Source organism: Serratia sp. ME47 (assembly GCF_903970925.1).
Classification (GTDB): domain Bacteria; phylum Pseudomonadota; class Gammaproteobacteria; order Enterobacterales; family Enterobacteriaceae; genus Serratia; species Serratia ureilytica.
On record NZ_CAJCKE010000012.1, the window covers coordinates 114567 to 140410 of the forward strand.

27 protein-coding genes and 5 tRNA genes are annotated in these 25844 nt (G+C 57.6%); 24 read left to right on the forward strand and 8 right to left on the reverse strand.

Features of this window, described 5'->3' with window-relative positions:
* Window positions 1-31: 31 nt before the first annotated feature.
* From H7A77_RS13910 to chbG, 3 genes are all read left to right on the forward strand, one after another.
* Window positions 32-1417 carry a glycoside hydrolase family 1 protein gene (locus tag H7A77_RS13910; RefSeq protein WP_182074324.1) on the forward strand — a complete coding sequence of 462 codons (1386 nt, stop codon included), beginning with the start codon at window positions 32-34 and terminating at the stop codon, window positions 1415-1417.
* A gap of 15 nt (window positions 1418-1432) precedes the next feature.
* Window positions 1433-2281 carry a transcriptional regulator ChbR gene (gene chbR / locus H7A77_RS13915; RefSeq protein WP_043135810.1) on the forward strand — a complete coding sequence of 283 codons (849 nt, stop codon included), beginning with the start codon at window positions 1433-1435 and terminating at the stop codon, window positions 2279-2281.
* A 148-nt stretch (window positions 2282-2429) separates the two neighbouring features.
* Entirely contained in the window at window positions 2430-3191 is a 762-nt protein-coding gene (gene chbG, locus H7A77_RS13920; RefSeq protein WP_182074325.1) for a chitin disaccharide deacetylase, read from the forward strand.
* Between the two features lie 9 nt (window positions 3192-3200).
* Here the strand turns inward: chbG and H7A77_RS13925 are convergent, their stop codons facing one another.
* The gene (locus H7A77_RS13925; RefSeq protein WP_033641904.1) at window positions 3201-4580 is read right to left on the reverse strand and encodes an MFS transporter; all 1380 of its coding nucleotides are present in this window, start codon (window positions 4578-4580) and stop codon (window positions 3201-3203) included.
* 243 nt (window positions 4581-4823) lie between these two features.
* On the opposite strand from H7A77_RS13925, the gene H7A77_RS13930 reads away from it, so the two are divergent.
* The 3 genes from H7A77_RS13930 to recX all read left to right on the forward strand — a co-directional run bounded on the left by H7A77_RS13930 (window position 4824) and on the right by recX (window position 7085).
* The gene (locus H7A77_RS13930) at window positions 4824-5333 is read left to right on the forward strand and encodes a nicotinamide-nucleotide amidase (protein WP_182074326.1); all 510 of its coding nucleotides are present in this window, start codon (window positions 4824-4826) and stop codon (window positions 5331-5333) included.
* Window positions 5334-5444: 111 nt separating this feature from the next.
* Window positions 5445-6509, forward strand: coding sequence for a recombinase RecA (recA, locus tag H7A77_RS13935; RefSeq protein ID WP_004932541.1), 1065 nt, complete (start codon window positions 5445-5447; stop codon window positions 6507-6509).
* 60 nt (window positions 6510-6569) lie between these two features.
* On the forward strand, window positions 6570-7085 hold the full coding sequence (gene recX, locus H7A77_RS13940) for a recombination regulator RecX (protein WP_182074327.1): 516 nt from the start codon (window positions 6570-6572) through the stop codon (window positions 7083-7085).
* A 40-nt stretch (window positions 7086-7125) separates the two neighbouring features.
* Here recX and H7A77_RS13945 read toward each other — a convergent pair whose 3' ends face one another.
* Window positions 7126-7269: a hypothetical protein gene (locus H7A77_RS13945; RefSeq protein ID WP_162180460.1), complete on the reverse strand. Its 144-nt coding sequence runs from the start codon at window positions 7267-7269 to the stop codon at window positions 7126-7128.
* On the opposite strand from H7A77_RS13945, the gene alaS reads away from it, so the two are divergent.
* The 11 genes from alaS to luxS all read left to right on the forward strand — a co-directional run bounded on the left by alaS (window position 7219) and on the right by luxS (window position 14957).
* Complete coding sequence (gene alaS, locus H7A77_RS13950; RefSeq protein WP_033641907.1) at window positions 7219-9846, forward strand: alanine--tRNA ligase; 2628 nt, start codon at window positions 7219-7221, stop codon at window positions 9844-9846. The two genes, H7A77_RS13945 and alaS, sit on opposite strands and share 51 nt — an antisense overlap.
* Before the next feature lie 252 nt (window positions 9847-10098).
* The gene (csrA, locus tag H7A77_RS13955) at window positions 10099-10284 is read left to right on the forward strand and encodes a carbon storage regulator CsrA (RefSeq protein WP_004091602.1); all 186 of its coding nucleotides are present in this window, start codon (window positions 10099-10101) and stop codon (window positions 10282-10284) included.
* 310 nt (window positions 10285-10594) lie between these two features.
* Window positions 10595-10687 (forward strand) — tRNA-Ser (locus tag H7A77_RS13960).
* A gap of 3 nt (window positions 10688-10690) precedes the next feature.
* A tRNA-Arg gene (locus tag H7A77_RS13965) sits at window positions 10691-10767 on the forward strand.
* A gap of 61 nt (window positions 10768-10828) precedes the next feature.
* Window positions 10829-10905 (forward strand) — tRNA-Arg (locus H7A77_RS13970).
* Between the two features lie 190 nt (window positions 10906-11095).
* Window positions 11096-11172, forward strand: a tRNA-Arg gene (locus H7A77_RS13975).
* 75 nt (window positions 11173-11247) lie between these two features.
* Window positions 11248-11324, forward strand: a tRNA-Arg gene (locus tag H7A77_RS13980).
* Between the two features lie 314 nt (window positions 11325-11638).
* Window positions 11639-12205: a fructose-1-phosphate/6-phosphogluconate phosphatase gene (gene yqaB, locus H7A77_RS13985; protein WP_033641908.1), complete on the forward strand. Its 567-nt coding sequence runs from the start codon at window positions 11639-11641 to the stop codon at window positions 12203-12205.
* Window positions 12202-12630, forward strand: a complete 429-nt coding sequence (locus H7A77_RS13990) for a YqaA family protein (RefSeq protein ID WP_004932520.1) — start codon at window positions 12202-12204, stop codon at window positions 12628-12630. The genes yqaB and H7A77_RS13990 overlap by 4 nt, the downstream gene beginning before the upstream one ends.
* 82 nt (window positions 12631-12712) lie before the next feature.
* The gene (gene gshA / locus H7A77_RS13995; RefSeq protein ID WP_046688257.1) at window positions 12713-14275 is read left to right on the forward strand and encodes a glutamate--cysteine ligase; all 1563 of its coding nucleotides are present in this window, start codon (window positions 12713-12715) and stop codon (window positions 14273-14275) included.
* A gap of 166 nt (window positions 14276-14441) precedes the next feature.
* Window positions 14442-14957: an S-ribosylhomocysteine lyase gene (gene luxS / locus H7A77_RS14000; protein WP_033641910.1), complete on the forward strand. Its 516-nt coding sequence runs from the start codon at window positions 14442-14444 to the stop codon at window positions 14955-14957.
* A gap of 65 nt (window positions 14958-15022) precedes the next feature.
* On the opposite strand, the gene H7A77_RS14005 is transcribed toward luxS, so the two are convergent.
* Together H7A77_RS14005 and H7A77_RS14010 are read right to left on the reverse strand one after the other, a co-directional pair.
* The gene (locus tag H7A77_RS14005) at window positions 15023-16312 is read right to left on the reverse strand and encodes an HlyC/CorC family transporter (RefSeq protein WP_016929024.1); all 1290 of its coding nucleotides are present in this window, start codon (window positions 16310-16312) and stop codon (window positions 15023-15025) included.
* Window positions 16313-16354: 42 nt separating this feature from the next.
* Window positions 16355-17146 (reverse strand): inner membrane protein YpjD, encoded by a 792-nt coding sequence (locus H7A77_RS14010; RefSeq protein ID WP_182074328.1) that lies wholly within the window; start codon window positions 17144-17146, stop codon window positions 16355-16357.
* Between the two features lie 169 nt (window positions 17147-17315).
* On the opposite strand from H7A77_RS14010, the gene ffh reads away from it, so the two are divergent.
* The 5 genes from ffh to rplS all read left to right on the forward strand — a co-directional run bounded on the left by ffh (window position 17316) and on the right by rplS (window position 20932).
* Window positions 17316-18677 carry a signal recognition particle protein gene (gene ffh, locus H7A77_RS14015; protein ID WP_004932504.1) on the forward strand — a complete coding sequence of 454 codons (1362 nt, stop codon included), beginning with the start codon at window positions 17316-17318 and terminating at the stop codon, window positions 18675-18677.
* 214 nt (window positions 18678-18891) lie between these two features.
* Window positions 18892-19140, forward strand: a complete 249-nt coding sequence (gene rpsP / locus H7A77_RS14020; protein ID WP_004932501.1) for a 30S ribosomal protein S16 — start codon at window positions 18892-18894, stop codon at window positions 19138-19140.
* Window positions 19141-19158: 18 nt separating this feature from the next.
* The gene (gene rimM, locus H7A77_RS14025) at window positions 19159-19707 is read left to right on the forward strand and encodes a ribosome maturation factor RimM (RefSeq protein ID WP_019455135.1); all 549 of its coding nucleotides are present in this window, start codon (window positions 19159-19161) and stop codon (window positions 19705-19707) included.
* Between the two features lie 52 nt (window positions 19708-19759).
* Window positions 19760-20527, forward strand: a complete 768-nt coding sequence (gene trmD, locus H7A77_RS14030) for a tRNA (guanosine(37)-N1)-methyltransferase TrmD (protein WP_033641911.1) — start codon at window positions 19760-19762, stop codon at window positions 20525-20527.
* Between the two features lie 48 nt (window positions 20528-20575).
* On the forward strand, window positions 20576-20932 hold the full coding sequence (gene rplS, locus H7A77_RS14035; RefSeq protein ID WP_015376707.1) for a 50S ribosomal protein L19: 357 nt from the start codon (window positions 20576-20578) through the stop codon (window positions 20930-20932).
* A gap of 143 nt (window positions 20933-21075) precedes the next feature.
* On the opposite strand, the gene H7A77_RS14040 is transcribed toward rplS, so the two are convergent.
* The 4 genes from H7A77_RS14040 to H7A77_RS14055 all read right to left on the reverse strand — a co-directional run bounded on the left by H7A77_RS14040 (window position 21076) and on the right by H7A77_RS14055 (window position 23097).
* On the reverse strand, window positions 21076-21303 hold the full coding sequence (locus tag H7A77_RS14040) for an ogr/Delta-like zinc finger family protein (RefSeq protein WP_033641912.1): 228 nt from the start codon (window positions 21301-21303) through the stop codon (window positions 21076-21078).
* A gap of 64 nt (window positions 21304-21367) precedes the next feature.
* Window positions 21368-21883 (reverse strand): lysozyme, encoded by a 516-nt coding sequence (locus H7A77_RS14045; protein WP_072626768.1) that lies wholly within the window; start codon window positions 21881-21883, stop codon window positions 21368-21370.
* Window positions 21867-22088 carry a holin gene (locus H7A77_RS14050; protein ID WP_033652732.1) on the reverse strand — a complete coding sequence of 74 codons (222 nt, stop codon included), beginning with the start codon at window positions 22086-22088 and terminating at the stop codon, window positions 21867-21869. The genes H7A77_RS14045 and H7A77_RS14050 overlap by 17 nt, the downstream gene beginning before the upstream one ends.
* A 244-nt stretch (window positions 22089-22332) precedes the next feature.
* Window positions 22333-23097 carry a YdiY family protein gene (locus tag H7A77_RS14055; protein WP_033641933.1) on the reverse strand — a complete coding sequence of 255 codons (765 nt, stop codon included), beginning with the start codon at window positions 23095-23097 and terminating at the stop codon, window positions 22333-22335.
* A 495-nt stretch (window positions 23098-23592) separates the two neighbouring features.
* Between H7A77_RS14055 and H7A77_RS14060 the strand changes: the two genes are divergently transcribed.
* Together H7A77_RS14060 and tyrA are read left to right on the forward strand one after the other, a co-directional pair.
* Complete coding sequence (locus tag H7A77_RS14060; protein ID WP_016929016.1) at window positions 23593-24669, forward strand: 3-deoxy-7-phosphoheptulonate synthase; 1077 nt, start codon at window positions 23593-23595, stop codon at window positions 24667-24669.
* Window positions 24670-24672: 3 nt separating this feature from the next.
* Entirely contained in the window at window positions 24673-25794 is a 1122-nt protein-coding gene (tyrA, locus tag H7A77_RS14065; RefSeq protein ID WP_033641292.1) for a bifunctional chorismate mutase/prephenate dehydrogenase, read from the forward strand.
* Window positions 25795-25844 lie beyond the last annotated feature (50 nt).

Here is a 25844-nt window from a genome sequence, read left to right on the forward strand (position 1 = left end):
GCGGCGCGGCCGCCCCGCGAGGGACGCGAATATGGAATATCAATTTGCCGACGGGTTTTGGTGGGGCAGCGCCACCTCCGCGCCGCAGTCTGAAGGTGCGGCAGCGCGGGACGGCAAGAGCCGCAACATCTTCGACTATTGGTACGAGATCGCGCCCGAGCGCTTTCACGATCGGGTGGGGCCGGCCGAGGCCTCGACCTTTTATGACCATTTCCGCACCGATATCGGGCTGCTCAAAACGCTGGGCCACAATACCTTCAGAACCTCGATCTCGTGGTCACGGCTGATCCCGGACGGGGACGGCGAGGTGAACCCGCAGGCGGCGGCATTCTACAACGCGATGATCGACGAGCTGTTGGCGCAGGGCATCACCCCGTTTATCAATCTCTACCACTTCGATATGCCGCTGTGCATGCAGCAGCGCGGCGGCTGGGAAAGCCGGGCGGTGATCGACGCCTATGCGCGTTACGCCGACATCTGCTTCGGCCTGTTTGGCGATCGGGTTACCCACTGGTTCACCTTCAACGAGCCGATCGTGCCGGTAGAGGCCGGTTACCTGAATGACTTGCACTACCCTTGCGTGGTGGACTTCAAACGGGCGGTCACCGTGGCGTATCACAGCGTGCTGGCGCACGCCATGGCGGTGCAGCGTTTCAGAGCGCGGGGGCTGCCGGGGAGCATCGGCATCATTTTGAACCTGAGCCCAACCTATCCGCGCTCCGACGCGCCGGAGGATCTGCAGGCGGCACACGACGCCGATCTGTTGCTCAATCGCAGCTTTCTCGACCCGGTCGCCAAAGGGCGTTATCCGGCGGCGTTGCTGCATCTGTTGGCGCAGCATGGGCTGATGCCTTACTGCGAACCGCAGGACGCGCAACTGATCGAAGGCGGCGTGGTGGATATCCTCGGCGTCAACTACTACCAGCCGCGCAGGGTACAGGCGAAAGCAGGGCGCCGCGCCGGGGAGCCGATCGCATCGCCGGAGGACTTGTTCAGTTACTATGCAATGCCGGGTCGCAAAATCAATCCGCATCGCGGCTGGGAGATCTATGAGAAGGGGCTGTACGACATTCTGATGGATCTGAAAGAGAACTACGGCAATTTGCCTTGTTATATTTCCGAAAATGGCATGGGCGTTGAGGGCGAAGAGGCGTTTATCGGCGCCGATGGGCGGGTGGAGGACGATTACCGCATCGAGTTTATTCGCGATCACCTGAAGTGGCTGCACCGCGCGCTGACGGAAGGCTCGCAGTGCAAAGGCTATCATCTGTGGACCTTTATCGACTGCTGGTCCTGGCTGAACGCCTACAAGAATCGTTATGGGCTGGTGCGGCTGGATCGGGCGGAGCAGCGGCGCACCATCAAAAAAAGCGGCTACTGGTTTGCCGAGGCGGCCAGACGCAACGGATTTGACTAACGGGAGGCCGGCGCCGTGTCCGATAACCGAATTTCGCTGAGTGCGAACGACGTGAAGCTGATTCGCGAGCAGGATTTCTTTAACTGCAAAGACTTTCACCTGTTCATCTACAACAAGGTGGAAAGCGCCACCGGGCTGCATCAGCACGACTATTACGAATTCACCATCGTGCTGAGCGGCAAATGCTATCAGGAGATCAACGGCAAGCGGGTGCTGCTGGAACGCGGGGATTTCGTCTTTATCCCCATCGGCTCTTACCACCAGAGCTTTTACGAGTTCGGCGCGACGAAAATCTTCAACGTGGCGGTCAGCAAAGCGTTCTTTGAAGAGCACTATTTGCAGCAACTGCCGCGCTGCTTTGTCGCCTCGCAGGCCTACAGCCTGAGAAGCGAGTTTTTGGCCTATATCGAATCGGTGGTGAGTTCGCCGCAGTTTCGCGAGGACGATTTCGCCGAATTTCTCGAAACGCTGACCTTCTACGTGATCAGCCGCATTCGTCACTATAAAGAAGACAATGACGGCGGCGATGATATCCCGCAGTGGCTGAAGAACACCCTCGCCGGCATGCATGACAAGGCGATGTTCGGCGAAAGGGCGCTGGCGAACATGGTGGCGCTGTCGGGGAAAACTCAGGAGTACCTGACCCGGGCGATGCGGCGCTACTACCAGAAGACGCCGATGCAGGTGATCAACGAGATCCGCATCAACTTCGCCAAGACGCAGCTGGAGGTCACCAACTATTCGGTTTCCGATATCGCCTTTGATTCCGGCTATGGCGACGTCAGTCTGTTCATTAAAAACTTCAAGCGGCTCACCGACGTGACCCCGGGCAACTACCGAAAAAAGTGTTACGGCCCTCTTTAGGGCCGCTCCCGATCAGTATCAACGCCGATATGCCGATGAGCTTCAGGGCGCCGGTCGGTTAATCATTTGATTTATATCTTAGCGAAGGGGAATGCCGCACCGGTCGGTCGGCCCTCCCTTGCCAAAAATTCATCCCGCGGGAGCCACAATGGAAAAACTACTGATCGTGAATGCCGACGATTTCGGTCTGAGCAAAGGGCAGAACTATGGCGTTATCGAGGCGTATCAGCATGGCGTCGTTTCCTCCACCACGGCGATGGTGAACGGCGGCGGCGCGGAGCATGCTGCAGCGCTCAGCCGACAATATCCCGGATTGCCGATCGGGCTGCACTTCGTTTTGACCCATGGCAGGCCGCTGGGCGCCATGCCTGCGCTGGTCAACGAGCGCGGCGAACTGGGTAAATGGCTGTGGCGCCGCGCCGAGGCCGGCGAGCTGCAGTTGGACGAGATTCAGGAAGAGCTGCAGCGCCAGTTCGCGCGGTTCGTGACGCTGTTCGGCAGGCCGCCGACGCACATTGACAGCCACCACCATGTGCATATGCAGCCGCAGATTTACCCGCTGGTGGAGGCGTTCGCGCTGGCGCATGATCTGCCGCTGCGCATCGATCGCGAAGAGGCGAAACGGCGCGACATTGCGTTGCAGACTCCCTGCAGCACCGACGCGTTTGACGCGGGATTCTACGGTGAGACGATTTCCGAAGCCTTGTTCTTGCAGCGGTTGGCGCGCGCCGACGAGCAGGGCGCCGAGTCATTGGAAATGATGTGCCACCCGGCCTTCCTCGACGCGACGATCCTGCAGAGCCAATACTGCCATCCGCGCCTCGCCGAGCTGGATGTGTTGACCGCGCCGACGCTGAAAGCGGCGATCGCCGAACGCGGTTTTATGCTGGGCTCTTTCCGGGATCTGTAACGCAGTCATTTACAGCATGGCGTGCGCCTTTTTCAGACCGGTGTCTTCTTCCGGATCCGCCCCCTGAGCTGAGGGTTCCGCCTCCTGTTCTTCGGGCTGCGGCTCCTCGACATCGGGCGCCGCTTCCGGCGGCGGCATGGTGTCGTGAATGATCTGCTCATCGAAGGTTGGATTGAGCGCCGGCGACAGCGGCGAGCTGGCGAGGCTGTCCGGCAGCGCAATATGCGGCACCGGCGCGTCCTGCGCCAGCTGCGGTTCCTCTGCTTTGGCCGTCCGGCTCAGGGCTGCCAGCAGCACGCCGCACAGGGCGAAGAAGGCGTACAGAATATTGCCGCCAAGCGGCTCGATCAGCGCGCCGACCGCCAACGGCCCGATGCTGGCGCCGACGCCGAACGCCATCAGCAGACAGGCGGCCAGCGAGACGCGGCGCTCCGGCTCGATCAGATCGTTGGCCAGCGCCACCGCCAGCGGGTAGAGCGTAAACTGCAGCATGCTGACGACGAATCCTACCGCCAGCAGCAGCGGAAAATCGATGTGCGGCAGCAGCGCCAGCGGCAGCGCCGCCACGATCAGCAGAATGGCGTTGAGGCGCATCAGCAAGGGGCGGTTATAGCGATCCGACAGCCAACTGAGCGGGAATTGCGCCACCAGCCCGGCGAAGATGGAGAGCGCCATGAACAGGCCGGTTTGCTGAGTGGTTAAGGACTGCAGGCTGGCGTAGACCGGCGCCAGTCCGTAAAATGAGCCCACGACCATGCCGATCACCAGCGTGGTGGCCAGCACCTTGGGAATGGCGCCGACAAAATAACGCAGTTCCATCGGCGCCGGCGACATGTGGCGCGCATTGGTGCGGGTAGTCAGAGCGATCGGCACCAGACAGAGCGCGAAGCACAGCGCGATCACCAGCAGCGTGGCGATGCCCAGATTGCTTTGCAGCATCAGCACGATCTGGCCCAGCGACATGCCGAGATAGGTCGCCGCCATATAGAAGCCGAACACCATGCCGCGCTGGTTGGATTCCGCCTGGTCGTTCAACCAGCTCTCCAGCACCATGTACTGACACATCATGCATAGGCCGATCACCAGGCGCAGCGCGACCCAGGCGGGAATGAACTCCGTCAGGCCGTGGCCCAGCACCGCGGCGGTGATGATGCCGGCGCAGGCCACGTAGGCGCGGATATGCCCGACGCGGGCGATGAGAAAGTGGCCGACCTTGCCGCCGATCACCAGCCCGATGTAGTTGGCGGCGATGATGGCGCCGATCAGCGCGCTGCTGACGTGAATGGAGGTCAGCCGTAGCGAGACGTAGGTAGTGAGCAGGCCTGAGCCCAACAGCAGCAGCAGGGTGGTGGTGTACAACGGCAAAAATACGCCCAACGTTTTTTTCACTCTATCATCCTAATCTCTTCTGGTGCGCCCTGAGGCCGCCGCCGCAGCGTGCCGCCTCCGTGATGTTCCTTGTGCTGGTGCGCCGCCGCTCGATGGGGCGCTTCTTTTGATACTAGCAGTTTGGCCGGGCGCTTAAAACCGCACCTCCTGCGAGGCGCTGCGCATTTCTGAGCGCCAGCCGCCGCGCCGCCTTGATAAATGCTACTATCGGGCGCATATACCTGAATTCGCGAGGGAGGGGTTATGAGTCAAAACCAACTGCGCCGGCTCAGCGTGCTGGCAGGGGAAAAACTGAAGGCACAGGGCCGCTGGATCACCTGCGCGGAATCCTGCACCGGCGGCGGCATCGCCAAGGCCATTACCGATGTCGCGGGCAGCTCCGCCTATTTTGATCGCGGATTCGTCACCTACAGCAATGCGGCGAAACATGATCTGCTGGGAGTGAGCGAAGCGACGTTGGCGGCGCACGGCGCGGTCAGCGAAGAGGTGGTGCGCGAGATGGCCATAGGGGCGCTGCGGGCGGCGCAGGCCGATCTGGCGCTGTCGGTGAGCGGCATCGCCGGCCCGGACGGCGGCATCGCCGGCCCGGACGGCGGCAGCGCGGAAAAGCCGGTCGGCACCGTGTGGTTCGGCTTCGCCGGCAGCGATGGCCGGGGGCTGTCGCGCAAGATGCAATTCGAGGGCGACCGCGATGCGGTGCGGCTGCAGGCGACGATTTTCGCGCTGCAAACCGCCATCGACGAATTTTTGTAAATTAGGCTTGATACTGTATGACCATACAGTATAATTAGTGACATTTCCTGCACAACATACATTCAGTGGCAGTGTGGGGTAACACCGGCATTGCGAAACGAAGGAGCAAAAATGGCTATTGATGAGAACAAGCAAAAGGCGTTAGCTGCGGCACTGGGCCAGATTGAGAAACAGTTCGGCAAAGGCTCCATCATGCGCCTGGGTGAAGACCGCTCCATGGACGTGGAAACCATCTCCACCGGCTCACTGTCACTCGATATCGCTCTGGGCGCCGGCGGCCTGCCGATGGGCCGCATCGTCGAAATCTACGGCCCGGAATCGTCCGGTAAAACCACCCTGACGCTGCAGGTGATCGCCGCTGCGCAGCGCGAAGGCAAAACCTGTGCGTTCATCGATGCCGAGCACGCGCTGGATCCTATCTATGCGAAGAAGCTGGGCGTCGATATCGACAACCTGCTGTGCTCTCAGCCGGACACCGGCGAGCAGGCTCTGGAAATCTGTGATGCGCTGACCCGCTCCGGCGCGGTTGACGTCATCATCGTCGATTCAGTGGCGGCGTTGACGCCGAAGGCGGAAATCGAAGGTGAAATCGGCGATTCGCACATGGGGTTGGCGGCGCGCATGATGAGCCAGGCGATGCGTAAGCTGGCCGGCAACCTGAAAAATGCCAATACCCTGCTGATCTTCATCAACCAGATCCGTATGAAAATCGGCGTGATGTTCGGCAACCCGGAAACCACTACCGGTGGTAACGCTCTGAAGTTCTATGCTTCGGTGCGTCTGGATATCCGTCGTATCGGCGCCATCAAAGAGGGCGACGAAGTGGTGGGCAGCGAAACCCGCGTGAAAGTGGTGAAGAACAAAATCGCTGCGCCGTTCAAACAGGCTGAGTTCCAAATCATGTACGGCGAAGGCATCAACAGCCGTGGCGAGCTGGTCGATCTGGGCGTGAAGCACAAGATGATCGAAAAAGCCGGCGCCTGGTACAGCTATAACGGCGAGAAGATCGGTCAGGGCAAGGCGAACGCCTGTAACTTCCTGAAAGAAAACCCGGCTATCGCCGCCGAGCTGGATAAGAAACTGCGCGACCTGCTGCTGCACAGCGGCGGTGAGCTGGTGGCTGCCTCCGGTGACGACTTCGAAGATGACGAAGCGGAAACCAGCGAGCAGTTTTAATCGCTGAAGATGTGCGCCGCCGTTTATGTGGCGCACATCCCCTGAATTCAGGCTTGAATGATGAATGACTTGCTAAGCCGCGCCATGCGCCTGCTGTCGCAACGCGATCATAGTGAAGCTGAACTGCGCCGCAAACTTGCGGCGCAGCCGTTTGTGGCGAAAGCCCGGTTTGGCGGCAAGGGGCCGCATGCGCCGACATCGCCGCCGCCGGTAGCCGAAGAACCGGTAGATCCCGCGCTGGTCGATCAGGTTATCGTCTACTGTTACCAGCACAACTGGCTGGACGATAAGCGTTTCGCCCACAGCTACATCGGCAGCCGCAGCCGCAAAGGTTATGGCGCGCAGCGCATCCGCAGCGAACTGATGCAAAAGGGCGTGGATAAAGCGCTGGTGCAGGACGCGTTGGCGGAATGCGATATCGACTGGTGCGAACAGGCGAAACAGGTGGCGCAGCGAAAATTTGGCGATGCGTTGCCAACCGACTGGAAAGAGAAAGCCAAAGTGCAGCGTTATCTGCTCTATCGCGGCTTCTTCCAAGAAGAAATTCAGTCAATTTACCGTGATTTTGCGCAATGAGCGCACACGGGGTTTTACTTCCCTCTGAAGAAAATTTATCTTATCCCCACTTTTTGTTCGTGAGCTGGTTGTCATCGTCGGGATGACGCGCCACCGGCTCACGTGTCGTTATTCTAGCCTTTCCAGGAAAATTATGAGCAAGAGCACCGCTGAGATCCGTCAAGCGTTTCTCGATTTCTTTCATAGTAAGGGTCATCAGGTTGTAGCAAGCAGCTCCCTGGTGCCTAACAATGATCCGACATTGCTGTTTACCAATGCCGGCATGAACCAATTTAAGGATGTTTTCCTGGGGCTCGACAAACGCGCCTATTCCCGCGCCACCACCTCGCAGCGCTGCGTGCGCGCAGGCGGCAAGCATAACGACCTGGAAAACGTCGGTTATACCGCTCGTCACCACACCTTCTTTGAAATGCTGGGCAACTTCAGCTTCGGCGATTACTTCAAGCACGACGCTATCAGCTACGCGTGGGAACTGCTGACCGGTGAAAACTGGTTCAACCTGCCGAAAGAGAGACTGTGGGTCACCGTGTATGAAACCGATGACGAAGCATTCGACATCTGGCAGAAGCAAATCGGCGTACCGGCCGAGCGCATTATCCGCATCGGCGATAACAAGGGCGCGCCTTTCGCTTCAGATAACTTCTGGCAGATGGGTGATACCGGCCCATGCGGCCCGTGCACCGAGATTTTCTACGATCACGGCGATCACATCTGGGGCGGCCCTCCGGGCAGCCCGGAAGAAGACGGCGACCGCTATATCGAGATCTGGAACATCGTTTTCATGCAGTTCAACCGTCAGTCCGACGGCACCATGCTGCCGCTGCCGAAACCTTCGGTGGATACCGGTATGGGTCTGGAGCGTATTGCGGCGGTGTTGCAGCATGTGAACTCCAACTATGAGATCGACCTGTTCCGCACTCTGATCGCCGCCGTGGCGAAAGTGACCGGCGCGACCGATCTGGATAACAAATCCCTGCGCGTTATCGCCGACCACATTCGTTCCTGCGCCTTCCTGGTGTCGGACGGCGTGATCCCGTCTAACGAAAACCGCGGCTACGTGCTGCGCCGCATCATTCGTCGCGCGATCCGCCATGGCAACATGCTGGGCGCGAAAGACACCTTCTTCTACAAGCTGGTGGCGCCGCTGATCGAAGTGATGGGCCCGGCGGCCGACGAGCTGAAACGCCAGCAATCGCTGGTGGAGCAGGTGCTGAAAACCGAAGAAGAACAGTTTGCCCGCACGCTGGAGCGTGGCCTGGCGCTGTTGGACGAAGAGCTGGCCAAGCTGCAGGGCGATACCCTGGACGGCGAGACCGCTTTTCGTCTGTACGACACCTACGGCTTCCCGGTGGATCTGACCGCAGACGTCTGCCGCGAGCGCGGTCTGAAAGTCGACGAAGCGGGCTTTGAAGAAGCGATGGAAGCGCAGCGCCGCCGCGCGCGCGAATCCAGCGGTTTCGGCGCCGACTACAACAGCCTGATCCGTGTGGACGGCAGCAGCCAGTTCAGCGGCTATGATCATGACGAGCAGCAGGCGACGGTGATCGCGCTGTTCCGTGACGGCCAGCCGGTCGAGCAGATCAACGCCGGCGAAGAGGCGGTGGTGGTGCTGGATGAGACGCCGTTCTACGGTGAATCCGGCGGCCAGGTCGGCGATAAAGGCGTGCTGAAAGCCGCCGGCGCCGAGTTTGTGGTCAACGACACCCAGAAATACGGTCAGGCTATCGGCCATCAAGGCAAGCTGGCGCAAGGTTCGCTGAAGCTGAACGATCGCGTGGACGCGCAGATCGACACTGAGCGCCGCAACAGCATCCGTCTGAACCACTCCGCGACCCACCTGCTGCACGCCGCGCTGCGCCAAACGTTGGGCGAGCACGTTGCGCAGAAAGGCTCTCTGGTTAACGACAAATACCTGCGCTTCGACTTCTCGCATTTTGAAGCGATGAAGCCGGAACAAATTCGCGCGGTGGAAGATCTGGTTAACCAGCAGGTGCGTCGTAACCTGCCGGTGCAGACCGAACTGATGGCGTTGGAAGACGCGAAAGAGAAGGGCGCAATGGCGCTGTTCGGTGAGAAGTACGACGACAACGTGCGCGTGCTGACCATGGGCGACTTCTCCACCGAGCTGTGCGGCGGCACCCACGCCAGCCGCACCGGCGATATCGGCCTGTTCCGCATTCTGAGCGAATCGGGCACCGCGGCGGGCATCCGCCGTATTGAAGCGGTGACCGGCGCTGGCGCTATTGCTACGCTGCATCAGCAAAGCGATTTGTTGCAAGACGTTGCTCAGTTGGTGAAGGGCGACAGCAACAACCTGACCGATAAAGTGCGCTCGGTGCTCGATCGCACGCGCGTGCTGGAAAAAGAACTGCAGCAACTGAAAGATCAGCAGGCGGCGCAGGAAAGCGCGTCGCTGTCCAGCCAGGCGAAAGTGGTTAACGGCGTGAAGCTGTTGGTCAGCCAGTTGGACAATGTCGAAGCCAAAATGCTGCGCACCATGGTGGATGACCTGAAAAATCAATTGGGTTCGGCCATTATCGTGTTGGCGACGACGGCTGATGACAAAGTCAGCCTGGTCGCAGGCGTGACCAAGGATCTGACTGACCGCGTGAAAGCCGGCGAGTTGATCGGCAACGTGGCGCAGCAGGTCGGCGGCAAGGGCGGTGGTCGCCCTGATATGGCGATGGCGGGGGGGACGGATATCAACGCCCTGCCAGCGGCGTTAAACAGCGTAGAAGCCTGGGTGGCCTCAAAGCTGTGAACATAAATAAATAGCACGGACAAACGCCATAATACTTTGTTGATTATGGCGTTTTCATACTGTGCTAACACAATTTAGTTACAATTGCGGGAACAAAGTTTTTCTGGTCGGCTAAACTTACCATTATCTGAGGTGGGACCAAGTCTGCTTACACTTATTGTGGATTGCGCGGCTTACGTTTTCACCACATATGATGGATAATGACGGGGAAACTGAGAGACCCGACTCTTTTAATCTTTCAAGGAGCAAAGAATGTTAATTCTGACTCGTCGAGTTGGTGAAACCCTCATGATTGGCGATGAGGTTACGGTCACTGTGCTAGGGGTAAAAGGCAACCAGGTGCGTATTGGTGTGAACGCCCCCAAAGAGGTTTCAGTTCACCGTGAAGAAATCTATCAGCGCATTCAGGCAGAGAAGTCTCAGCAGACGACTTACTGATTCCGAAGCAGCGTCTCGTTGCCAGACGAGACGCTACTGCATCGTTTTACCCACTTCTTTCGTTCTCCCTCTTCTTTTTCGTGATTATTTTCCCGGTGAGTTTCCTGCTTTATTGCTGCAGACGTTGCGGTTGCCTGTTGATAAAACGCCCTTTTTGCCGTGAAATCGCCCATGTTGGGTGCGAATTGTGCAAACGCGCATGAGTTGGGAAAAATTGTTTGACTTAAAAGTCGGAGAAAGTAATATGTGCGCCACGCAGTGCCGATGAGCTTCTCCAAAGCAAGTTAGGCACAATTCGAAAGAAGCGTATGGTGAGGTGGCCGAGAGGCTGAAGGCGCTCCCCTGCTAAGGGAGTATGCGGTCAAAAGCTGCATCCGGGGTTCGAATCCCCGCCTCACCGCCATTTGCATCCGTAGCTCAGCTGGATAGAGTACTCGGCTACGAACCGAGCGGTCGGAGGTTCGAATCCTCCCGGATGCACCATATTTTGCAGTATGGTGGGGTAGTAACAACGTACCATACGGTATCAAAAAAGAATTCCTGTGCATCCGTAGCTCAGCTGGATAGAGTACTCGGCTACGAACCGAGCGGTCGGAGGTTCGAATCCTCCCGGATGCACCATTCTTAATCTCACTCGTCGCGAAGAGAAATCTTCAAGCGGGTGGAAGAAAAGAAAGTGTTACCAGGGAGGATAACGTTGCTTAAGCAACGGCCCGCAGGGTGAGGCGCTAGCGCCGAATCATCCTCCCGGATGCACCATTCTTCAAGTCTGGCTTTATTAGCAAAGTCGGCACGCGGTAAAAATAGTAATGCATCCGTAGCTCAGCTGGATAGAGTACTCGGCTACGAACCGAGCGGTCGGAGGTTCGAATCCTCCCGGATGCACCATCTAAGAGAAGCCCGCCTTAGCGGGTTTTTGCTTTTCTGTTATTCGTGAAACAGGCAAGCGGCAAAAACAGTCATGCATCCGTAGCTCAGCTGGATAGAGTACTCGGCTACGAACCGAGCGGTCGGAGGTTCGAATCCTCCCGGATGCACCATGTTTAACCTCCCGTATCGCGAAGAGAAATCGTCATGCGGGTGGTAAAAAGAAAGTGTCCTGGGGAGGATAACGTTGCTTTAGCAACGGCCCGCAGGGTGAGGCGTTGGCGCCGAATCATCCTCCCGGATGCACCATCTAAGAGAAACCCGCTTTGGCGGGTTTTTCGCTTTTCAGCATTTAGCCATTCTCTCTTCACCCCTTTCCTTCTTTGCATCCGATCGATCACAGCACATTCCGCTATGACGCAGTCAGCGACAACCCAACGGCTTTACGCTAAAGTAGTTTTCTTTCCTCAACGATCATGGAGTAACGATGTACGACCGCTACCAGGGTCTTATTTTCGACATGGACGGCACGATTCTGGACACTGAGCCAACGCACCGTAAAGCGTGGCGCGAAGTGCTGTCCCGTTATGGCATGACGTTTGATGAAGCGGCCATGGTGGCGCTGAGCGGTTCACCGACCTGGCGCATCGCTCAGGCGATTATCGCCAGCCATCAGGCCGATCTCGATCCCCATCACCTGGCGGCGGAGAAAACGCGCGCGGTGGAAGCGATGCTGCTGGATAGCGTGCGTCCCTTGCCATTGATCGAGGTGGTGAAGTCCTATCACGGCCGCCGTCCGATGGCGGTCGGCACCGGCAGCGAGCACCGCATGGCGGAAATGCTGCTGCGTCATCTCGGCCTGTTCAACTGCTTCGACGCGATCGTCGGTGCGGACGACGTGCAGCGCCATAAACCGGAGCCGGATACCTTCCTACGTTGTGCCGAACTGATCGGCGTGCCGCCGGAAAAATGCGTGGTGTTTGAAGACGCCGAGTTTGGCATTCAGGCGGCAAAAAATGCCGGCATGGCTGTGGTAGACGTTCGTACGCTGTGAGTAGTACGCTAGCCGTAATATCGTTATTTGGCAGCAGCTTCCTCAGTGCGACGCTGCTGCCGGGAAATTCAGAAATCGTTCTGGTCGCCTTGCTGACCCAGAGTCGCGTCTCGCCGGAGTTGCTGGTGCTGGCCGCGACCCTGGGCAATACGCTGGGTGGCTTGACCAATGTCATTATCGGGCGCCTGTTACCGGCGTTGAAACCACAGCGGGGGCTGGCAACGGCGCTCGGGTGGCTGCAACGCTTTGGCCCGGCTGCGCTGTTGCTCAGCTGGGTGCCGGTGGTGGGCGATTTGTTGTGCGTGTTGGCAGGTTGGCTGCGCATGCCCTGGGGCTCTGTCGCGCTGTTTCTGTGTATCGGAAAGGCGCTGCGTTACATCGTTTTGGCTATGATAACGGTACAGGGCATCGCCTGGTGGCAGTAACCAAGTGAATATAACTCAATATTCTCTCGGGTGCGGATTCAGTATGCTTACGAGTTATTGTTTTTAGAAGCGGGAGGTCAATTTGATCCCGGACGTATCACAGGCGCTTTCTTGGTTGGAAGCCCATCCCCAGGCATTAAAAGGCATTCGTCGCGGCATCGAGCGTGAAACGCTGCGAGTCACGCCGAACGGCACCTTGGCGACCACCGGGCATCCGGAAAAGCTGGGGGCGGCATTGACGCACCATTGGATCACCACGGATTTCGCCGAGGCGCTGTTAGAGTTCATTACGCCGGTTGATGACAATATCGATCACTTGCTGACGTTCCTGCGCGATATTCATCGCTACGTGGCGCGCAACATTGGCGATGAGCGCATGTGGCCGCTCAGCATGCCGTGCTTTATCGAAGCCGAGCAGGACATCGAGCTGGCGCAGTTCGGTTCGTCGAACATCGGCCGCATGAAGACGCTGTACCGTGAAGGGCTGAAGAATCGCTATGGCGCGCTGATGCAGACCATTTCCGGCGTGCACTACAACTTCTCGCTGCCGCTGGAATTTTGGCAGGCCTGGGCCGGCGTGCAGGACGCAGAAAGCGGTAAAGAGCAGATCTCGGCCGGTTATTTCCGCCTGATCCGCAACTATTACCGTTTCGGCTGGGTGATCCCGTATCTGTTCGGCGCATCGCCGGCCATTTGTTCTTCGTTCCTCAAAGGGCGCGAGACCAATCTGCCGTTCGAGCGCACCGAGCAGGGGATGTGCTACCTGCCGTACGCCACTTCGCTGCGCCTGAGCGATTTGGGTTATACCAATAAATCGCAGAGTAATCTGGGCATCACCTTCAACGATCTGCACACCTATGTGGCCGGTTTGAAGCGGGCGATCGCCACGCCTTCCGAAGAGTTCGCCAAGCTGGGCGTGAAAGAGGGCGATCGCTACCTGCAACTGAACAGCAACGTTCTGCAAATCGAGAATGAGCTGTATGCGCCGATCCGGCCAAAGCGCGTGACCCAAAGCGGCGAGACGCCGTCGGACGCGCTGCTGCGCGGCGGTATCGAATACATTGAAGTGCGTTCGCTGGACATCAACCCATTCTCGCCGATCGGCGTGGATGCGGTGCAGGCGCGTTTCCTGGATCTGTTCCTGGTGTGGTGCGCGCTGGCGGATGCACCGGAGATGAGCAGCGATGAGCTGCTGTGCACGCGCAAGAACTGGAACCGGGTGATCCTCGAAGGGCGCAAGCCGGGCCAGACCATCGGCATCGGCTGTGGCGCCAGCCATGAGCCGCTGGAGAAAGTCGGCAAGGCGCTGTTCGCCGATCTGCGCCGGGTGGCGGAAGTGCTGGACGGCGAAGCCGGCGATCGTCAATACCAGCAGGTGTGCGATGAGCTGGTTGCCGCGTTTGACGATCCTGAACTGACCTTCTCCGCGCGCATTCTCAAGGCAATGAAGGCGGAAGGCACCGGGCGCGTCGGTTTGCAGCTGGCGGAGCAGTATCGGCAGACATTGCTGGAAGAACCGTTGGAAATCCTGAACGAAGCCGAGCTGGATAAAGAGCGAGAAGCCTCGTGGCAGCGCCAACGCGACATAGAAGCCAATGATACGCTAAGCTTTGAAGCGTTCCTGAAGCAAAACGGCGGAAGCTGAAAAAGAAAAAGGCCACATCAATGTGGCCAAATATGCATCTCTGATGACAGGGATGATGATAACAAATGCGCGTCTTTCACATACTCAGACTCGCAGGGTTGGAAAAGGTTTCCTGGTTAGAAAAAAAAGTTTCGAAATAAATGCTCTTTTACGAGGAGGTAGCGAAATGCCATTGCTGGATAGCTTTACCGTCGATCATACCCGTATGGCAGCTCCGGCTGTCCGCGTTGCAAAAACCATGAAAACGCCTCATGGCGATACCATCACGGTGTTTGATCTGCGTTTTTGCCGCCCGAACCTGGAAGTGATGCCCGAGCGCGGCATTCACACGCTGGAGCACCTGTTCGCCGGCTTTATGCGTGACCACCTGAACGGCCAGGGCGTGGAAATTATCGACATCTCCCCGATGGGCTGTCGCACCGGTTTCTACATGAGCCTGATCGGCGTGCCGGAAGAGCAGCGCGTTGCCGATGCCTGGAAAGCGGCGATGGCCGACGTGCTGAAAGTGACCGACCAGCGCAAGATCCCTGAGCTTAACGAGTACCAGTGCGGCACCTACCATATGCACTCGCTGGAAGAAGCGCAGGAAATCGCCAAGCACATTCTGGATCACGGCGTGGTGGTGAACCACAACGACGAGCTGGCGCTGCCGAAAGAGAAGCTGCAGGAACTGCATATCTAGTCGTGCGTGGCCCGCAAAATAAAAAAAGACGCGATTTCGCGTCTTTTTTACGTTCTGGCCGAGGGCTAATGATGGCCGACGCTGGACTGCAGCGAGGTGATCGGCGTGACCCGCACCTGTTTAATCATGTTGCCCTGCACGTCGAGGATGTCGATATCGTAGTGGCCGATGCGCACCCGGGTGCCGATTTCGGGGATCTCTTCCAGCTCTTCCAGCAGCATGCCGTTGACGGTGCGAGCCTCGTTGGCCGGCAAGGTCCAGTTGAAGGCCTTGTTCAGCTCGCGCACGTTGGCGGTGCCGTCGATCAAGACCGAACCGTCGCTCTGCGGCGTGACTTCTTCCGCCAGCGTGGGTGACATCGAGGTGGTGAAATCGCCCACGATCTCCTCGAGGATGTCTTCCACCGTGACCAGGCCCTGAATGTCGCCGTACTCGTCGACCACGATGCCGACCTTCTCTTTGTTGCGCTGGAATTTCACCAGCTGCACGTTGAGCGGCGTGCCTTCCGGAACGAAATAGATCTCATCGGCGGCGCGCAGCAGGTTCTCTTTGTTGAACTCTTTTTTCTCGGTCATCAGGCGGTAGGCTTCGCGCACGCGCAGCATGCCGATCGCATCGTCCAGCGAGCTGCGATACAGCACGATGCGGCCGTGCGGCGAGTGGGTCAGCTGGCGCATGATCGACTTCCAGTCGTCGTTGACGTCGATGCCGACGATCTCGGTGCGCGGCACCATGATGTCGTTGACCGTCACCTTTTCCAGATCCAGCACCGAAATCAGCATGTCCTGATTGCGGCGGGAGATCTGCGACTGGGATTCGCGCACGATGGTGCGCAGCTCATCCTTGCTGACGGCGTCGCTGATGCGCACGTTGGTGCGAATGCCGAACAGGCGCAAGGTCAGGCTGGTGATGCCGTTGAGCAGCCAGACAAGCGGGAACATCACCTTTTGCAACGGGGCCAGCAGGACGCTGCTGGGGAAGGCGATGCGTTCCGGATAGAGTGCGGCGAAGGTCTTCGGCAGCACTTCGGCGAACAGCAGCACGGCGAAAGTCAGTATGCCGGTCGCAATCGCCACGCCGAGATCGCCATACAGCCGCATGCCGACGATGGTCGCCAGCGCCGAAGCGAGGATGTTGACCAGGTTGTTGCCGATCAGCACCAGGCCGATCAGCCGATCCGGTTTTTGCAGCAGCTTCTCGACCCGACGCGCCGAGCGGTTGCCCTGTTTGGACAGGTGACGCAGGCGATAACGGTTGAGCGTCATCATGCCGGTTTCGGAGGCGGAGAAGTAAGCGGAGACCACGATCATGATCACCAGGATAATGATGAGGGTCCCCGTCGACACATGCTCCAATGCAGTATTCCTTATAGAGAGGGAGAATTGAGCCAGGCTGGCCTAGCGCACCATCACCTGCTGAATCAGACGGCTGCCGAAGTAGGCGAGCGTCAGCAGGAAGGCGCCGGCGAAGCTGAACCAGACGACGCGGCGGCCGCGCCAGCCCTCATGGTAGTGGCCCCACAACAGCACGATATACACGAACCAGGCCATGATCGACAGCACGGCTTTATGCACGTTCTCTTTGCTGAACAGATTATCCATGTACAGCAGGCCGGTGCACAGAGTGAGCGTCAGCAGCACCACGCCGATCTGGGTGATATGGAACATCTTGCGCTCAATGCTCATCAGCGGCGGCATGTCGGCGCTGAAGGTCAGCTTCTTGTTTTTCAACAGGTAGTCGAGCCAGGCGAGCTGCAAGGCATAGAGCGCGGCGATGATCAGGGTGGCGTAAGAGAACAGCGCCAGGCCGATATGCACCATCAGTTCCGGGCTGGCCTCCAGGTGAGTGATGAACTCGCCGGGCATAAAGCTGGCGAAGGCCAGGTTGATCATCGCAAAGCTGTAGACGATTGGCAGCAGGAACCAGCCGCGATCGCGCGAAGCGACGAAGGTCATCACCGAGCAGATGATCAGGCTGACGATGGAACCAATGTTCAGCAGGCTGAGATTCTGCCCGGCGCTGACGTCAAAGATGCGCTGCTGCAGCGCGATGGCGTGGCAAATCAGCGCCACCACCGCCGAGACGAGGGCAAGCCGACGGTATTCGCTATTCTTCCGCAACAAACTGGGAATGATCAGTCCAAGGCTGAGCAGGTAGGCCATCAAAGCCACAATGGAGAAAACTGGCATAGCGTTTAATTTTGCTTCGGCGTGGTTAATTGGAGTGTCAGTATAACGTTGCGCGCGTTTCACTCCAACCTATCTCCAACGCTGAGGCAGAGATCCTGCTCGCTTCGTGTTATCATCGGCGCAATTGTGTCGCCGGAGCGGCCTGTCATTACACGTTGAGCATGAGACGATGTTTGAAAATTTAACCGATCGATTGTCGCGCACGTTGCGCAATATCAGCGGCCGCGGGCGGCTGACCGAAGAAAATATCAAGGAAACCCTGCGTGAAGTGCGTATGGCATTGCTGGAAGCGGACGTTGCGCTGCCGGTGGTGCGCGACTTCATCAACCGCGTAAAAGAGAGCGCGGTTGGCCATGAAGTCAACAAGAGCCTGACGCCGGGGCAGGAGTTCGTCAAGATCGTCAAGGGCGAGCTGATCGCCGCGATGGGCGAAGTCAACACCGAGCTGAATCTGGCGGCTCAGCCGCCGGCCGTGGTGCTGATGGCGGGCCTGCAGGGCGCCGGTAAAACCACCAGCGTCGGTAAGCTCGGCAAGTTCCTGAAAGAAAAACAGAAGAAGAAAGTGTTGGTGGTTTCCGCGGACGTTTATCGCCCGGCGGCGATCAAACAGCTGGAAACGCTGGCGGAAGGTGTCGGCATCGATTTCTTCCCGTCCGACGTCAAAGAAAAACCGATCGACATCGTCAACCGCGCGTTGCAGCAGGCCAAGCTGAAGTTCTATGACGTACTGATCGTCGATACCGCCGGCCGTCTGCACGTTGACGAAGCGATGATGGACGAGATCAAACAGGTGCACGCGGCCATCAAGCCGGTGGAAACCCTGTTCGTGGTCGACGCCATGACCGGCCAGGACGCCGCCAATACCGCCAAGGCGTTTAACGAAGCACTGCCGCTGACCGGCGTGGTGCTGACCAAGGTCGACGGCGATGCGCGCGGCGGTGCGGCGTTGTCCATCCGCCACATCACCGGCAAGCCGATCAAGTTCCTCGGCGTCGGCGAGAAGACCGAAGCGCTGGAGCCGTTCTATCCGGATCGCGTGGCGTCACGCATCCTGGGCATGGGCGACGTGCTGTCGCTGATCGAAGATATCGAAAGCAAGGTCGACCGCGAGCAGGCGGAGAAACTGGCCAACAAGCTGAAGAAGGGCGACGGTTTCGATCTGACCGACTTCCTGGAGCAGCTCAAGCAGATGCGCAACATGGGCGGCATGGCCAATATGCTGAGCAAGCTGCCGGGCGCGGGCCAGCTGCCGGATAACGTCAAGTCGCAGATGGACGACAAAGTGTTGGTGCGCATGGAGGCGATCATCAACTCGATGACGCTGAAAGAGCGCGCCAAACCGGAAATCATCAAGGGCTCGCGCAAGCGCCGCATCGCGATGGGGGCCGGCATGCAGGTGCAGGACGTCAACCGCTTGCTGAAGCAGTTCGACGAAATGCAGCGTATGATGAAGAAGATGAAGAAAGGCGGTATGGCGAAGATGATGCGTGGCATGAAAGGTATGATGCCGCCGGGCTTCCCAGGCCGCTGACGGGCCTCCGCACGCCGAGTGCGGGCGCTTTCAGCATTCGCCGTTCGCGGTGAAAACCGCCCGAAATTTGACAGGCTGCAAAAGTTGTCCCCTGCGATCGACGCTTTAGATTGCTTTTTGCGCCAAAATGAGTAAAATTTTCGGGCTTTTTATATTGCAACCGGGCCCCGTCCCTCAATGGGGCCCGGCTGTTTTATTAACTAAAGAGGATGTTATGGTAACAATTCGTTTGGCACGTGGCGGCGCTAAAAAGCGTCCGTTCTATCAAGTAGTAGTGACCGACAGCCGCAACGCTCGTGATGGTCGTTTCATCGAGCGCGTAGGCTTCTTCAACCCGATCGCTTCCGGTCAGGCTGAAGCACTGCGTCTGGACCTGGACCGCATCGAGCACTGGGTTGGTCTGGGTGCAACCGTTTCTGATCGCGTTCACGCGCTGATCAAAGACGCTAAGAAAGCAGCTTAATCTGTCGCGGTGGTGGCAATGAGCAAGCAACTCAAACCGGTAGCGCCTAAGCAGCCGATTGTACTCGGTAAAATGGGGTCCGCTTACGGCATTCGTGGTTGGCTCAGAGTGTTTTCATCCACCGAGAACGCCGAAAGCATTTTTGACTATCAGCCGTGGTTTATCCAGCAGGCGGGTCAGTGGCAGCATATCGAGTTGGAAGACTGGAAGCGCCACAGTCAGGATCTGATCATCAAAGTCAAAGGCATTGACGATCGGGACGCGGCGAATCTGCTGACCAATCGCGAGATTATGGTGGATTCTGAGCAACTTCCTCCGCTGGAGGGTGACGATTACTACTGGAAAGACCTGATGGGCTGCCAGGTAGTCACCACCGCCGGCTACGAGCTGGGTAAAGTCATCGATATGATGGAAACCGGCTCGAACGATGTGATGGTTGTGAAAGCGAACCTGAAAGATGCGTTCGGCATGAAGGAGCGGTTGATTCCGTTTCTTCATGGGCAGGTTATCAAGAAAGTCGATCTCACTGCCCGCGTGATTGAGGCAGATTGGGATCCTGGTTTTTGACCCCCGGATCAAACGGTCGAAGCAAGTGGAATAACGGTAAGGGGATTGGCTTGTGTTCATCGGTATTGTAAGCCTGTTTCCTGAGATGTTCCGCGCTATCACCGATTACGGGGTGACTGGCCGGGCAGTAAAAAATGGCCTGCTGAGCGTGCAGTGTTGGAGTCCGCGCGACTTCACCTACGACCGGCATCGTACCGTGGACGATCGCCCTTACGGCGGTGGCCCGGGAATGCTGATGATGGTGCAACCTTTACGGGAAGCCATTCATGCGGCGAAAGCAGCGGCAGGCGAGGGAGCAAAGGTGATTTATCTGTCACCTCAGGGGCGCAAGCTGGATCAAACCGGCGTGTGCGAACTGGCGGCCAATCAGAAGATGATTCTGGTGTGCGGCCGTTACGAAGGGATAGACGAGCGCGTAATCCAAACCGAAATTGACGAAGAATGGTCAATCGGCGATTACGTTCTCAGCGGCGGGGAACTGCCGGCGATGACCCTGATTGATTCAGTCGCCCGTTTCATACCGGGTGTGCTGGGCCATCAGGCCTCAGCGGAGGAAGACTCTTTCGCCGATGGATTGCTGGACTGCCCGCACTATACCCGCCCCGAGGTGTTGGAAGGAATGGAAGTACCGCCGGTTCTACTGTCGGGCAACCATGCCGAGATACGTCGCTGGCGCTTAAAGCAGTCGCTGGGCCGAACCTGGCTTAGAAGACCTGAACTTCTAGAAAGCCTAGCTCTGACTGACGAGCAAGCGGTGTTGCTGGCTGAGTTCCAACGGGAACATCAGACCAGGCAACAGGACTATGAAGGAAACGTCTGACATCAGACGGGACCGATATATCAGTTTACCTAGGGTAAGAGACATATTATGAGCAACATTATTAAGCAACTTGAACAAGAGCAGATGAAACAAGACGTACCTGCATTCCGTCCGGGTGATTCCGTGGAAGTGAAGGTATGGGTCGTTGAAGGTAGCAAAAAACGTCTGCAGGCATTCGAGGGCGTGGTTATCGCTATCCGTAACCGCGGTCTGCACTCTGCATTCACTGTTCGTAAGATTTCCAACGGCGAAGGTGTTGAGCGCGTATTCCAGACTCACTCCCCAGTAATCGACAGCATTACTGTTAAACGTCGTGGTGCCGTTCGTAAAGCTAAACTGTACTACCTGCGTGAACGTACTGGTAAGGCTGCTCGTATCAAAGAGCGTCTGAACCGCGTTAACTAACGCTGCATCCAAAAGTTAATAGTTATCAGGGGTTGGCCTATGCCAACCCCTTTTTTTATCTTAAAACCTCGACAGGTTGCATTTGCGAGATTTCATCTGCGCATCGCCAACTTAATAAAGCCTGCATAAGCAGGCTTTTTGCATTACAGCGCCGCGGCGCTTTGTTTCTGCTGACTCTCCGGCGGGTGAGGCTGCGCCGGGATAATGTCATCGCCAGGTTTGACGATCACCCTCGCGACGGATTCGTGCGTGGCGAACGTGCAGCTGCAATTGATGTTGCGGCATTGATGGTAACGCTCTTTGGTCGACTCGCTCAGATAGCGGCTGGAGCGAGTGTGGGCCACGTGACCGCATAATGGACAGTGCATCATAAGAACCCCCTTGAACAAATTAAGTGAAATTGTTGTGGCATCACTACTTAGGCGAGCGAGCCCGTCATGATGAGGCAATACCTTGCAAGCACAGTGCACGTTCCATGGCGCGTCGCTGTTCCAGCCCCTTGTTTTTCTTTCCATTTACATAAACCCAGCGTGGCAACTGATCGCAGGCCTGCTGCCACTGACCCTGCTGCAGCAGCGCGACCAGCGTGGAATGGCAGGCGGCGCTGATACCCACGTTGAAGGCGAAGGCGATCACCGCATCATAGGTTTCTTGCGAGAGCGTTTGCGGCAGACAGGCGGCCATGCCGCGCTCGGTGCGGCGAACATCGTCTACCAAATCCACAGCGGCTTTCCGTTCATCTATCGCCTTGCCCGGGATGACGCCGGCGGTGTGCCCAATGCCCTGTGTCCATACCCCGGCGTTGCACTGGTAAGGAGACAGTCGGCAACCTTCGAGATCGGCGATCAGCCTGAGGCCGGTTTCTGAGGTTTGCAGCTCGCCGAACGACGGCAACAACACGGCGATGGCTAAAACGGCGGCGACGCTGCAGCGTTTAACGATTGCACTCATCGAAAATTTTCCTCCGTGATGCCGCATTGCGCTCAATAGCCTTCAAGATCTGCAGGCTTTTACGTCGGTAATACCAGTTCACCAGGAAAGTGCCGATGCCTACTGCGGCGCCGACTAAAAAAGCAATGTCCTGCGGAGACAGTTTGCCCAGCCAGGCGAGGAACAGCGCCATGGCATAGGTGATGAATGAGGTGATTTTCTCCATAGCTTATGCTCGCTTCGTTTACAGAACCTCGGGATCCGAAGGTATCGATGCGTGGCAGCTCGCTATCGATATCCGTCATGCTCCTGGCTCGTATAATAATTACTGTATATGCATACAGTATTAAGCTATTTGCTAAAGTCGTCAATGGGTGGGGTGAATATTTTTAGCAGATTGTGCAAAAGGTGACTGCAGGCATAAAAAAAGCCCATCGATGATGGGCTTCGAGAAATAATGGGCGGGCAGGTTACAGGCCGTAGACCAGCGTGACCGAGGTTGTCGTGTCGGTGTTCTTCGGCGCGGAGGCCGGTGGCTTGCTGTTGTAGGTCACAGTGTAAGCTACGCGCAGTGAAAAGCGATCGTTGATCGCCACGTTCAACGCGCTTTCCGAGTTCAGCGTGGTTTCTTCGTTCGCCAGTGCGGAGACGCCCTGAATGAACTTGGTGTTGTCGGTGAGCTGATAGGAATAGTTGGCCGCGCCATAGGCCAGCCCTTTGGTCGAGCGGCCGCCGCCATGGTATTCGTCATGGCGCACGCCGGGACCGAATTCCACCCGCAGGTCGCTGAGCGGCCCGTTGAGGATTTGACGGCCATAGCCGCTGGTCAGCGTGGAGCGTGAGTCGTAACCGTTGAAACGGTCGCTCAGCCAGCTGGCCTGGCCGAACAGGTAGTTGCGATCGGTCAGGTTATAGCGCGTACGGCCGCCGGCCTGATACTTTTCGGACGAGCGCACGTTGGAAGAGGTGGTGTTGTTGGCCGCCCCCCACAGGCTGTACGCCGCGTCGGTGTTGAACCAGGTCATGTTGGTGTTGGCCAACAGAGTGGAACTCTGCGAGTTGCCGGACTGGGCGTTGTAGCCCGCCTGCACGTTGCCTTCGAACGGTTTCTTGGCGGTGGCCGGATCGTCCATCGCGGTGAAAAGCGTATTGTCGGCAAGGGCTGAAACACTGGTGAAAGTCGTTAAGCAGCAAATATACAGCGGAAAAGCGCGACGAGCGCGGGAAGAGAGCATCTTGGATCCAGTTGTTAAGGGTGATTATTGTTGATGACGGTCACATTATATCGGTTCATTTCGGCGACAAAAATAGCCGCCATTAGCTTAAGTTTTTAATTTTTATCCCTCATTTATTCGCTTTTCTTCTACTTAAATTCATCGCTTTCGACGGCATTTCGTGCTGATCCTGCTTCGCCCGGCCGCCGGTGCCGAGATGGGGCGTGCATCCTCGCTGTAAAATATAATGTACAAATATGTTTACGATAAATGGCTTTGTTAGGCAGGAGGGGTTACAGCGTGATGATGGGCTGTTTAATTGTTTAATATATTGTATTTGTTTGGTTTAAATCTATTTTCGCAACCCTGACTCAAAGGTGTTTTAAGCAAGATAATGACGGTAATCTTTTATTTACAGAAAATGGATTGAAAACTTTACATATCGTGTTAGGGTAGACCCCTGAAACGCTCAATGTTCCATTTCAACGCATAACGCCAAACGACAGGAATAGCATCATGCAAAAAGACGCGCTCAATAACGTACACATCAGTGCAGAACAGGTTCTCATCACGCCGGAGGAGCTGAAGAACCAGTTCCCGCTCAGCGCCGACGACGAAAATGAAATCGCCACTGCGCGTAACACCATCGCCAACATTTTGCAGGGGCGCGATCATCGCCTGTTGGTGGTGTGTGGGCCTTGTTCGATCCACGATCCGGATGCGGCGCTGGACTACGCCCGTCGTTTGAAAACCCTGGCGGCTGACTTGAGCGATCAGCTGTATATCGTTATGCGCGTCTACTTTGAAAAACCCAGAACCACTGTCGGCTGGAAAGGTTTGATCAACGATCCGTACATGGACGGTTCGTTTGACGTTGAAGCAGGCTTGCATATCGCGCGTCGCCTGTTGCTGGATCTGGTGGGCATGGGCTTGCCGTTGGCTACCGAAGCGTTGGATCCGAACAGCCCGCAGTACCTGGGCGATTTGTTCAGCTGGTCGGCGATCGGCGCGCGTACCACCGAATCTCAGACCCACCGAGAAATGGCATCCGGCCTGTCGATGCCGGTCGGGTTCAAAAACGGCACCGACGGCAGCCTGGGCACCGCCATCAACGCCATGCGCGCCGCTGCCATGCCGCATCGCTTCGTCGGCATTAACCAGGCAGGTCAGGTTTGCCTGCTGCAGACTCAGGGCAACCCGGATGGGCACGTGATCCTGCGCGGCGGCAAAACGCCGAACTACAGCGCTGAGCACGTTGCGGCCTGTGAAAAACAGATGCTTGAGGCGGGACTCCACCCGTCCTTGATGATAGATTGCAGCCATGGCAACTCGAATAAAGACTATCGCCGTCAGCCGGCGGTTGCCGAGTCCGTGGTGGAGCAGATCAAGGCGGGTAACCGCTCAATCACCGGCATTATGCTGGAGAGCCATCTGCATGAGGGCAATCAGTCTTCCGAACAGCCGCGTGCAGACATGCGTTACGGTGTGTCCGTCACCGACGCCTGCATCAACTGGGAGAGTACGGAAACCCTGTTGCGCCATATGCATCAGGAACTCGGCGCTGCGCTGACGGCCCGCACGGGAGAAAAGTAAGTTATGGTGGCAGAACTGACCGCGCTGCGCGATCAAATCGATGAGGTGGATAAAGCGCTGCTGGATCTGCTGGCGAAACGCCTGCATCTGGTAGCGGAAGTGGGCGAAGTCAAAAGCCGTCATGGCCTGCCGGTTTACGTACCGGAGCGCGAAGCCGCGATGCTGGCCTCGCGTCGCCAGGAGGCGGAAAACCTCGGGGTGCCGCCGGATCTGATCGAGGACGTCTTGCGCCGCGTGATGCGCGAATCGTACGTCAGCGAGAATGATAAAGGCTTTAAAACTCTGTGTCCGCAGCTGCGGCCGATCGTCATCATCGGCGGCAACGGCCAGATGGGCCGGCTGTTCAACCGCTTGCTGACGCTGTCGGGTTATCAGGTCAGGGTATTGGATCAGGAAGATTGGCCGCAGGCGGAACAGCTGCTGGCAGACGCCGGCATGGTGATCGTCAGCGTGCCGATCCATGTGACCGAGCAGGTGATAAGCCGCCTGCCGACGCTGCCTGCCGACTGTATTCTGGTGGATTTGGCGTCGGTGAAGAACCGTCCGCTGCATGCGATGTTGGCGGCGCACAGCGGCCCTGTGGTGGGATTGCACCCGATGTTCGGCCCGGACGTGGGCAGCGTGGCGAAGCAGGTAGTGGTTTACTGCGACGGCCGCCAGCCGGAGGCTTACCAATGGTTGCTTGAGCAGCTGCAGGTGTGGGGCGCGCGGCTGCATCGCATCAGCGCGGTCGAACACGATCAGAACATGGCGTTTATTCAGGCGCTGCGGCACTTCGCCACCTTCGCCTACGGGTTGCATCTGGCGGAAGAGAACGTGCAACTGGAGCAGTTGCTGGCGCTCTCCTCGCCGATCTACCGGTTGGAGCTGGCGATGGTTGGCCGCCTGTTTGCGCAGGATCCGCAACTTTACGCCGATATCATCATGTCGTCGGAAGAAAACGTGGCGCTGATTAAGCGTTACTACCAGCGCTTCGGCGAGGCGATAAAGCTGTTGGAGCATGGCGACAAACAGGCGTTTATCGACAGTTTCCGCAAGGTGGAGCACTGGTTCGGCGATTACGCCCAACGCTTCCTGGTGGAGAGCCGCACGCTGTTGCGGCAGGCTAACGACAGCCGACAGTAAAACGCGGGCGGTAAACGTAAAGGGTTCGGCTTGGCCGAACCTTTTTTTAT

Excerpts from the sequence above, each read along its gene's own strand:
- H7A77_RS13910 (WP_182074324.1), top strand. The coding sequence starts at position 32 with ATGGAATATCAATTTGCCGACGGGTTTTGGTGGGGCAGCGCCACCTCC.
- chbG (WP_182074325.1), top strand. The coding sequence starts at position 2,430 with ATGGAAAAACTACTGATCGTGAATGCCGACGATTTCGGTCTGAGCAAA.
- H7A77_RS13930 (WP_182074326.1), top strand. The coding sequence starts at position 4,824 with ATGAGTCAAAACCAACTGCGCCGGCTCAGCGTGCTGGCAGGGGAAAAA.
- recA (WP_004932541.1), top strand. The coding sequence starts at position 5,445 with ATGGCTATTGATGAGAACAAGCAAAAGGCGTTAGCTGCGGCACTGGGC.
- recX (WP_182074327.1), top strand. The coding sequence starts at position 6,570 with ATGAATGACTTGCTAAGCCGCGCCATGCGCCTGCTGTCGCAACGCGAT.
- alaS (WP_033641907.1), top strand. The coding sequence starts at position 7,219 with ATGAGCAAGAGCACCGCTGAGATCCGTCAAGCGTTTCTCGATTTCTTT.
- H7A77_RS13945 (WP_162180460.1), bottom strand. The coding sequence starts at position 7,269 with ATGAAAGAAATCGAGAAACGCTTGACGGATCTCAGCGGTGCTCTTGCT.
- csrA (WP_004091602.1), top strand. The coding sequence starts at position 10,099 with ATGTTAATTCTGACTCGTCGAGTTGGTGAAACCCTCATGATTGGCGAT.
- yqaB (WP_033641908.1), top strand. The coding sequence starts at position 11,639 with ATGTACGACCGCTACCAGGGTCTTATTTTCGACATGGACGGCACGATT.
- luxS (WP_033641910.1), top strand. The coding sequence starts at position 14,442 with ATGCCATTGCTGGATAGCTTTACCGTCGATCATACCCGTATGGCAGCT.
- H7A77_RS14010 (WP_182074328.1), bottom strand. The coding sequence starts at position 17,146 with ATGCCAGTTTTCTCCATTGTGGCTTTGATGGCCTACCTGCTCAGCCTT.
- ffh (WP_004932504.1), top strand. The coding sequence starts at position 17,316 with ATGTTTGAAAATTTAACCGATCGATTGTCGCGCACGTTGCGCAATATC.
- rpsP (WP_004932501.1), top strand. The coding sequence starts at position 18,892 with ATGGTAACAATTCGTTTGGCACGTGGCGGCGCTAAAAAGCGTCCGTTC.
- rimM (WP_019455135.1), top strand. The coding sequence starts at position 19,159 with ATGAGCAAGCAACTCAAACCGGTAGCGCCTAAGCAGCCGATTGTACTC.
- rplS (WP_015376707.1), top strand. The coding sequence starts at position 20,576 with ATGAGCAACATTATTAAGCAACTTGAACAAGAGCAGATGAAACAAGAC.
- H7A77_RS14040 (WP_033641912.1), bottom strand. The coding sequence starts at position 21,303 with ATGATGCACTGTCCATTATGCGGTCACGTGGCCCACACTCGCTCCAGC.
- H7A77_RS14045 (WP_072626768.1), bottom strand. The coding sequence starts at position 21,883 with ATGAGTGCAATCGTTAAACGCTGCAGCGTCGCCGCCGTTTTAGCCATC.
- H7A77_RS14050 (WP_033652732.1), bottom strand. The coding sequence starts at position 22,088 with ATGGAGAAAATCACCTCATTCATCACCTATGCCATGGCGCTGTTCCTC.
- H7A77_RS14055 (WP_033641933.1), bottom strand. The coding sequence starts at position 23,097 with ATGCTCTCTTCCCGCGCTCGTCGCGCTTTTCCGCTGTATATTTGCTGC.
- H7A77_RS14060 (WP_016929016.1), top strand. The coding sequence starts at position 23,593 with ATGCAAAAAGACGCGCTCAATAACGTACACATCAGTGCAGAACAGGTT.
- tyrA (WP_033641292.1), top strand. The coding sequence starts at position 24,673 with ATGGTGGCAGAACTGACCGCGCTGCGCGATCAAATCGATGAGGTGGAT.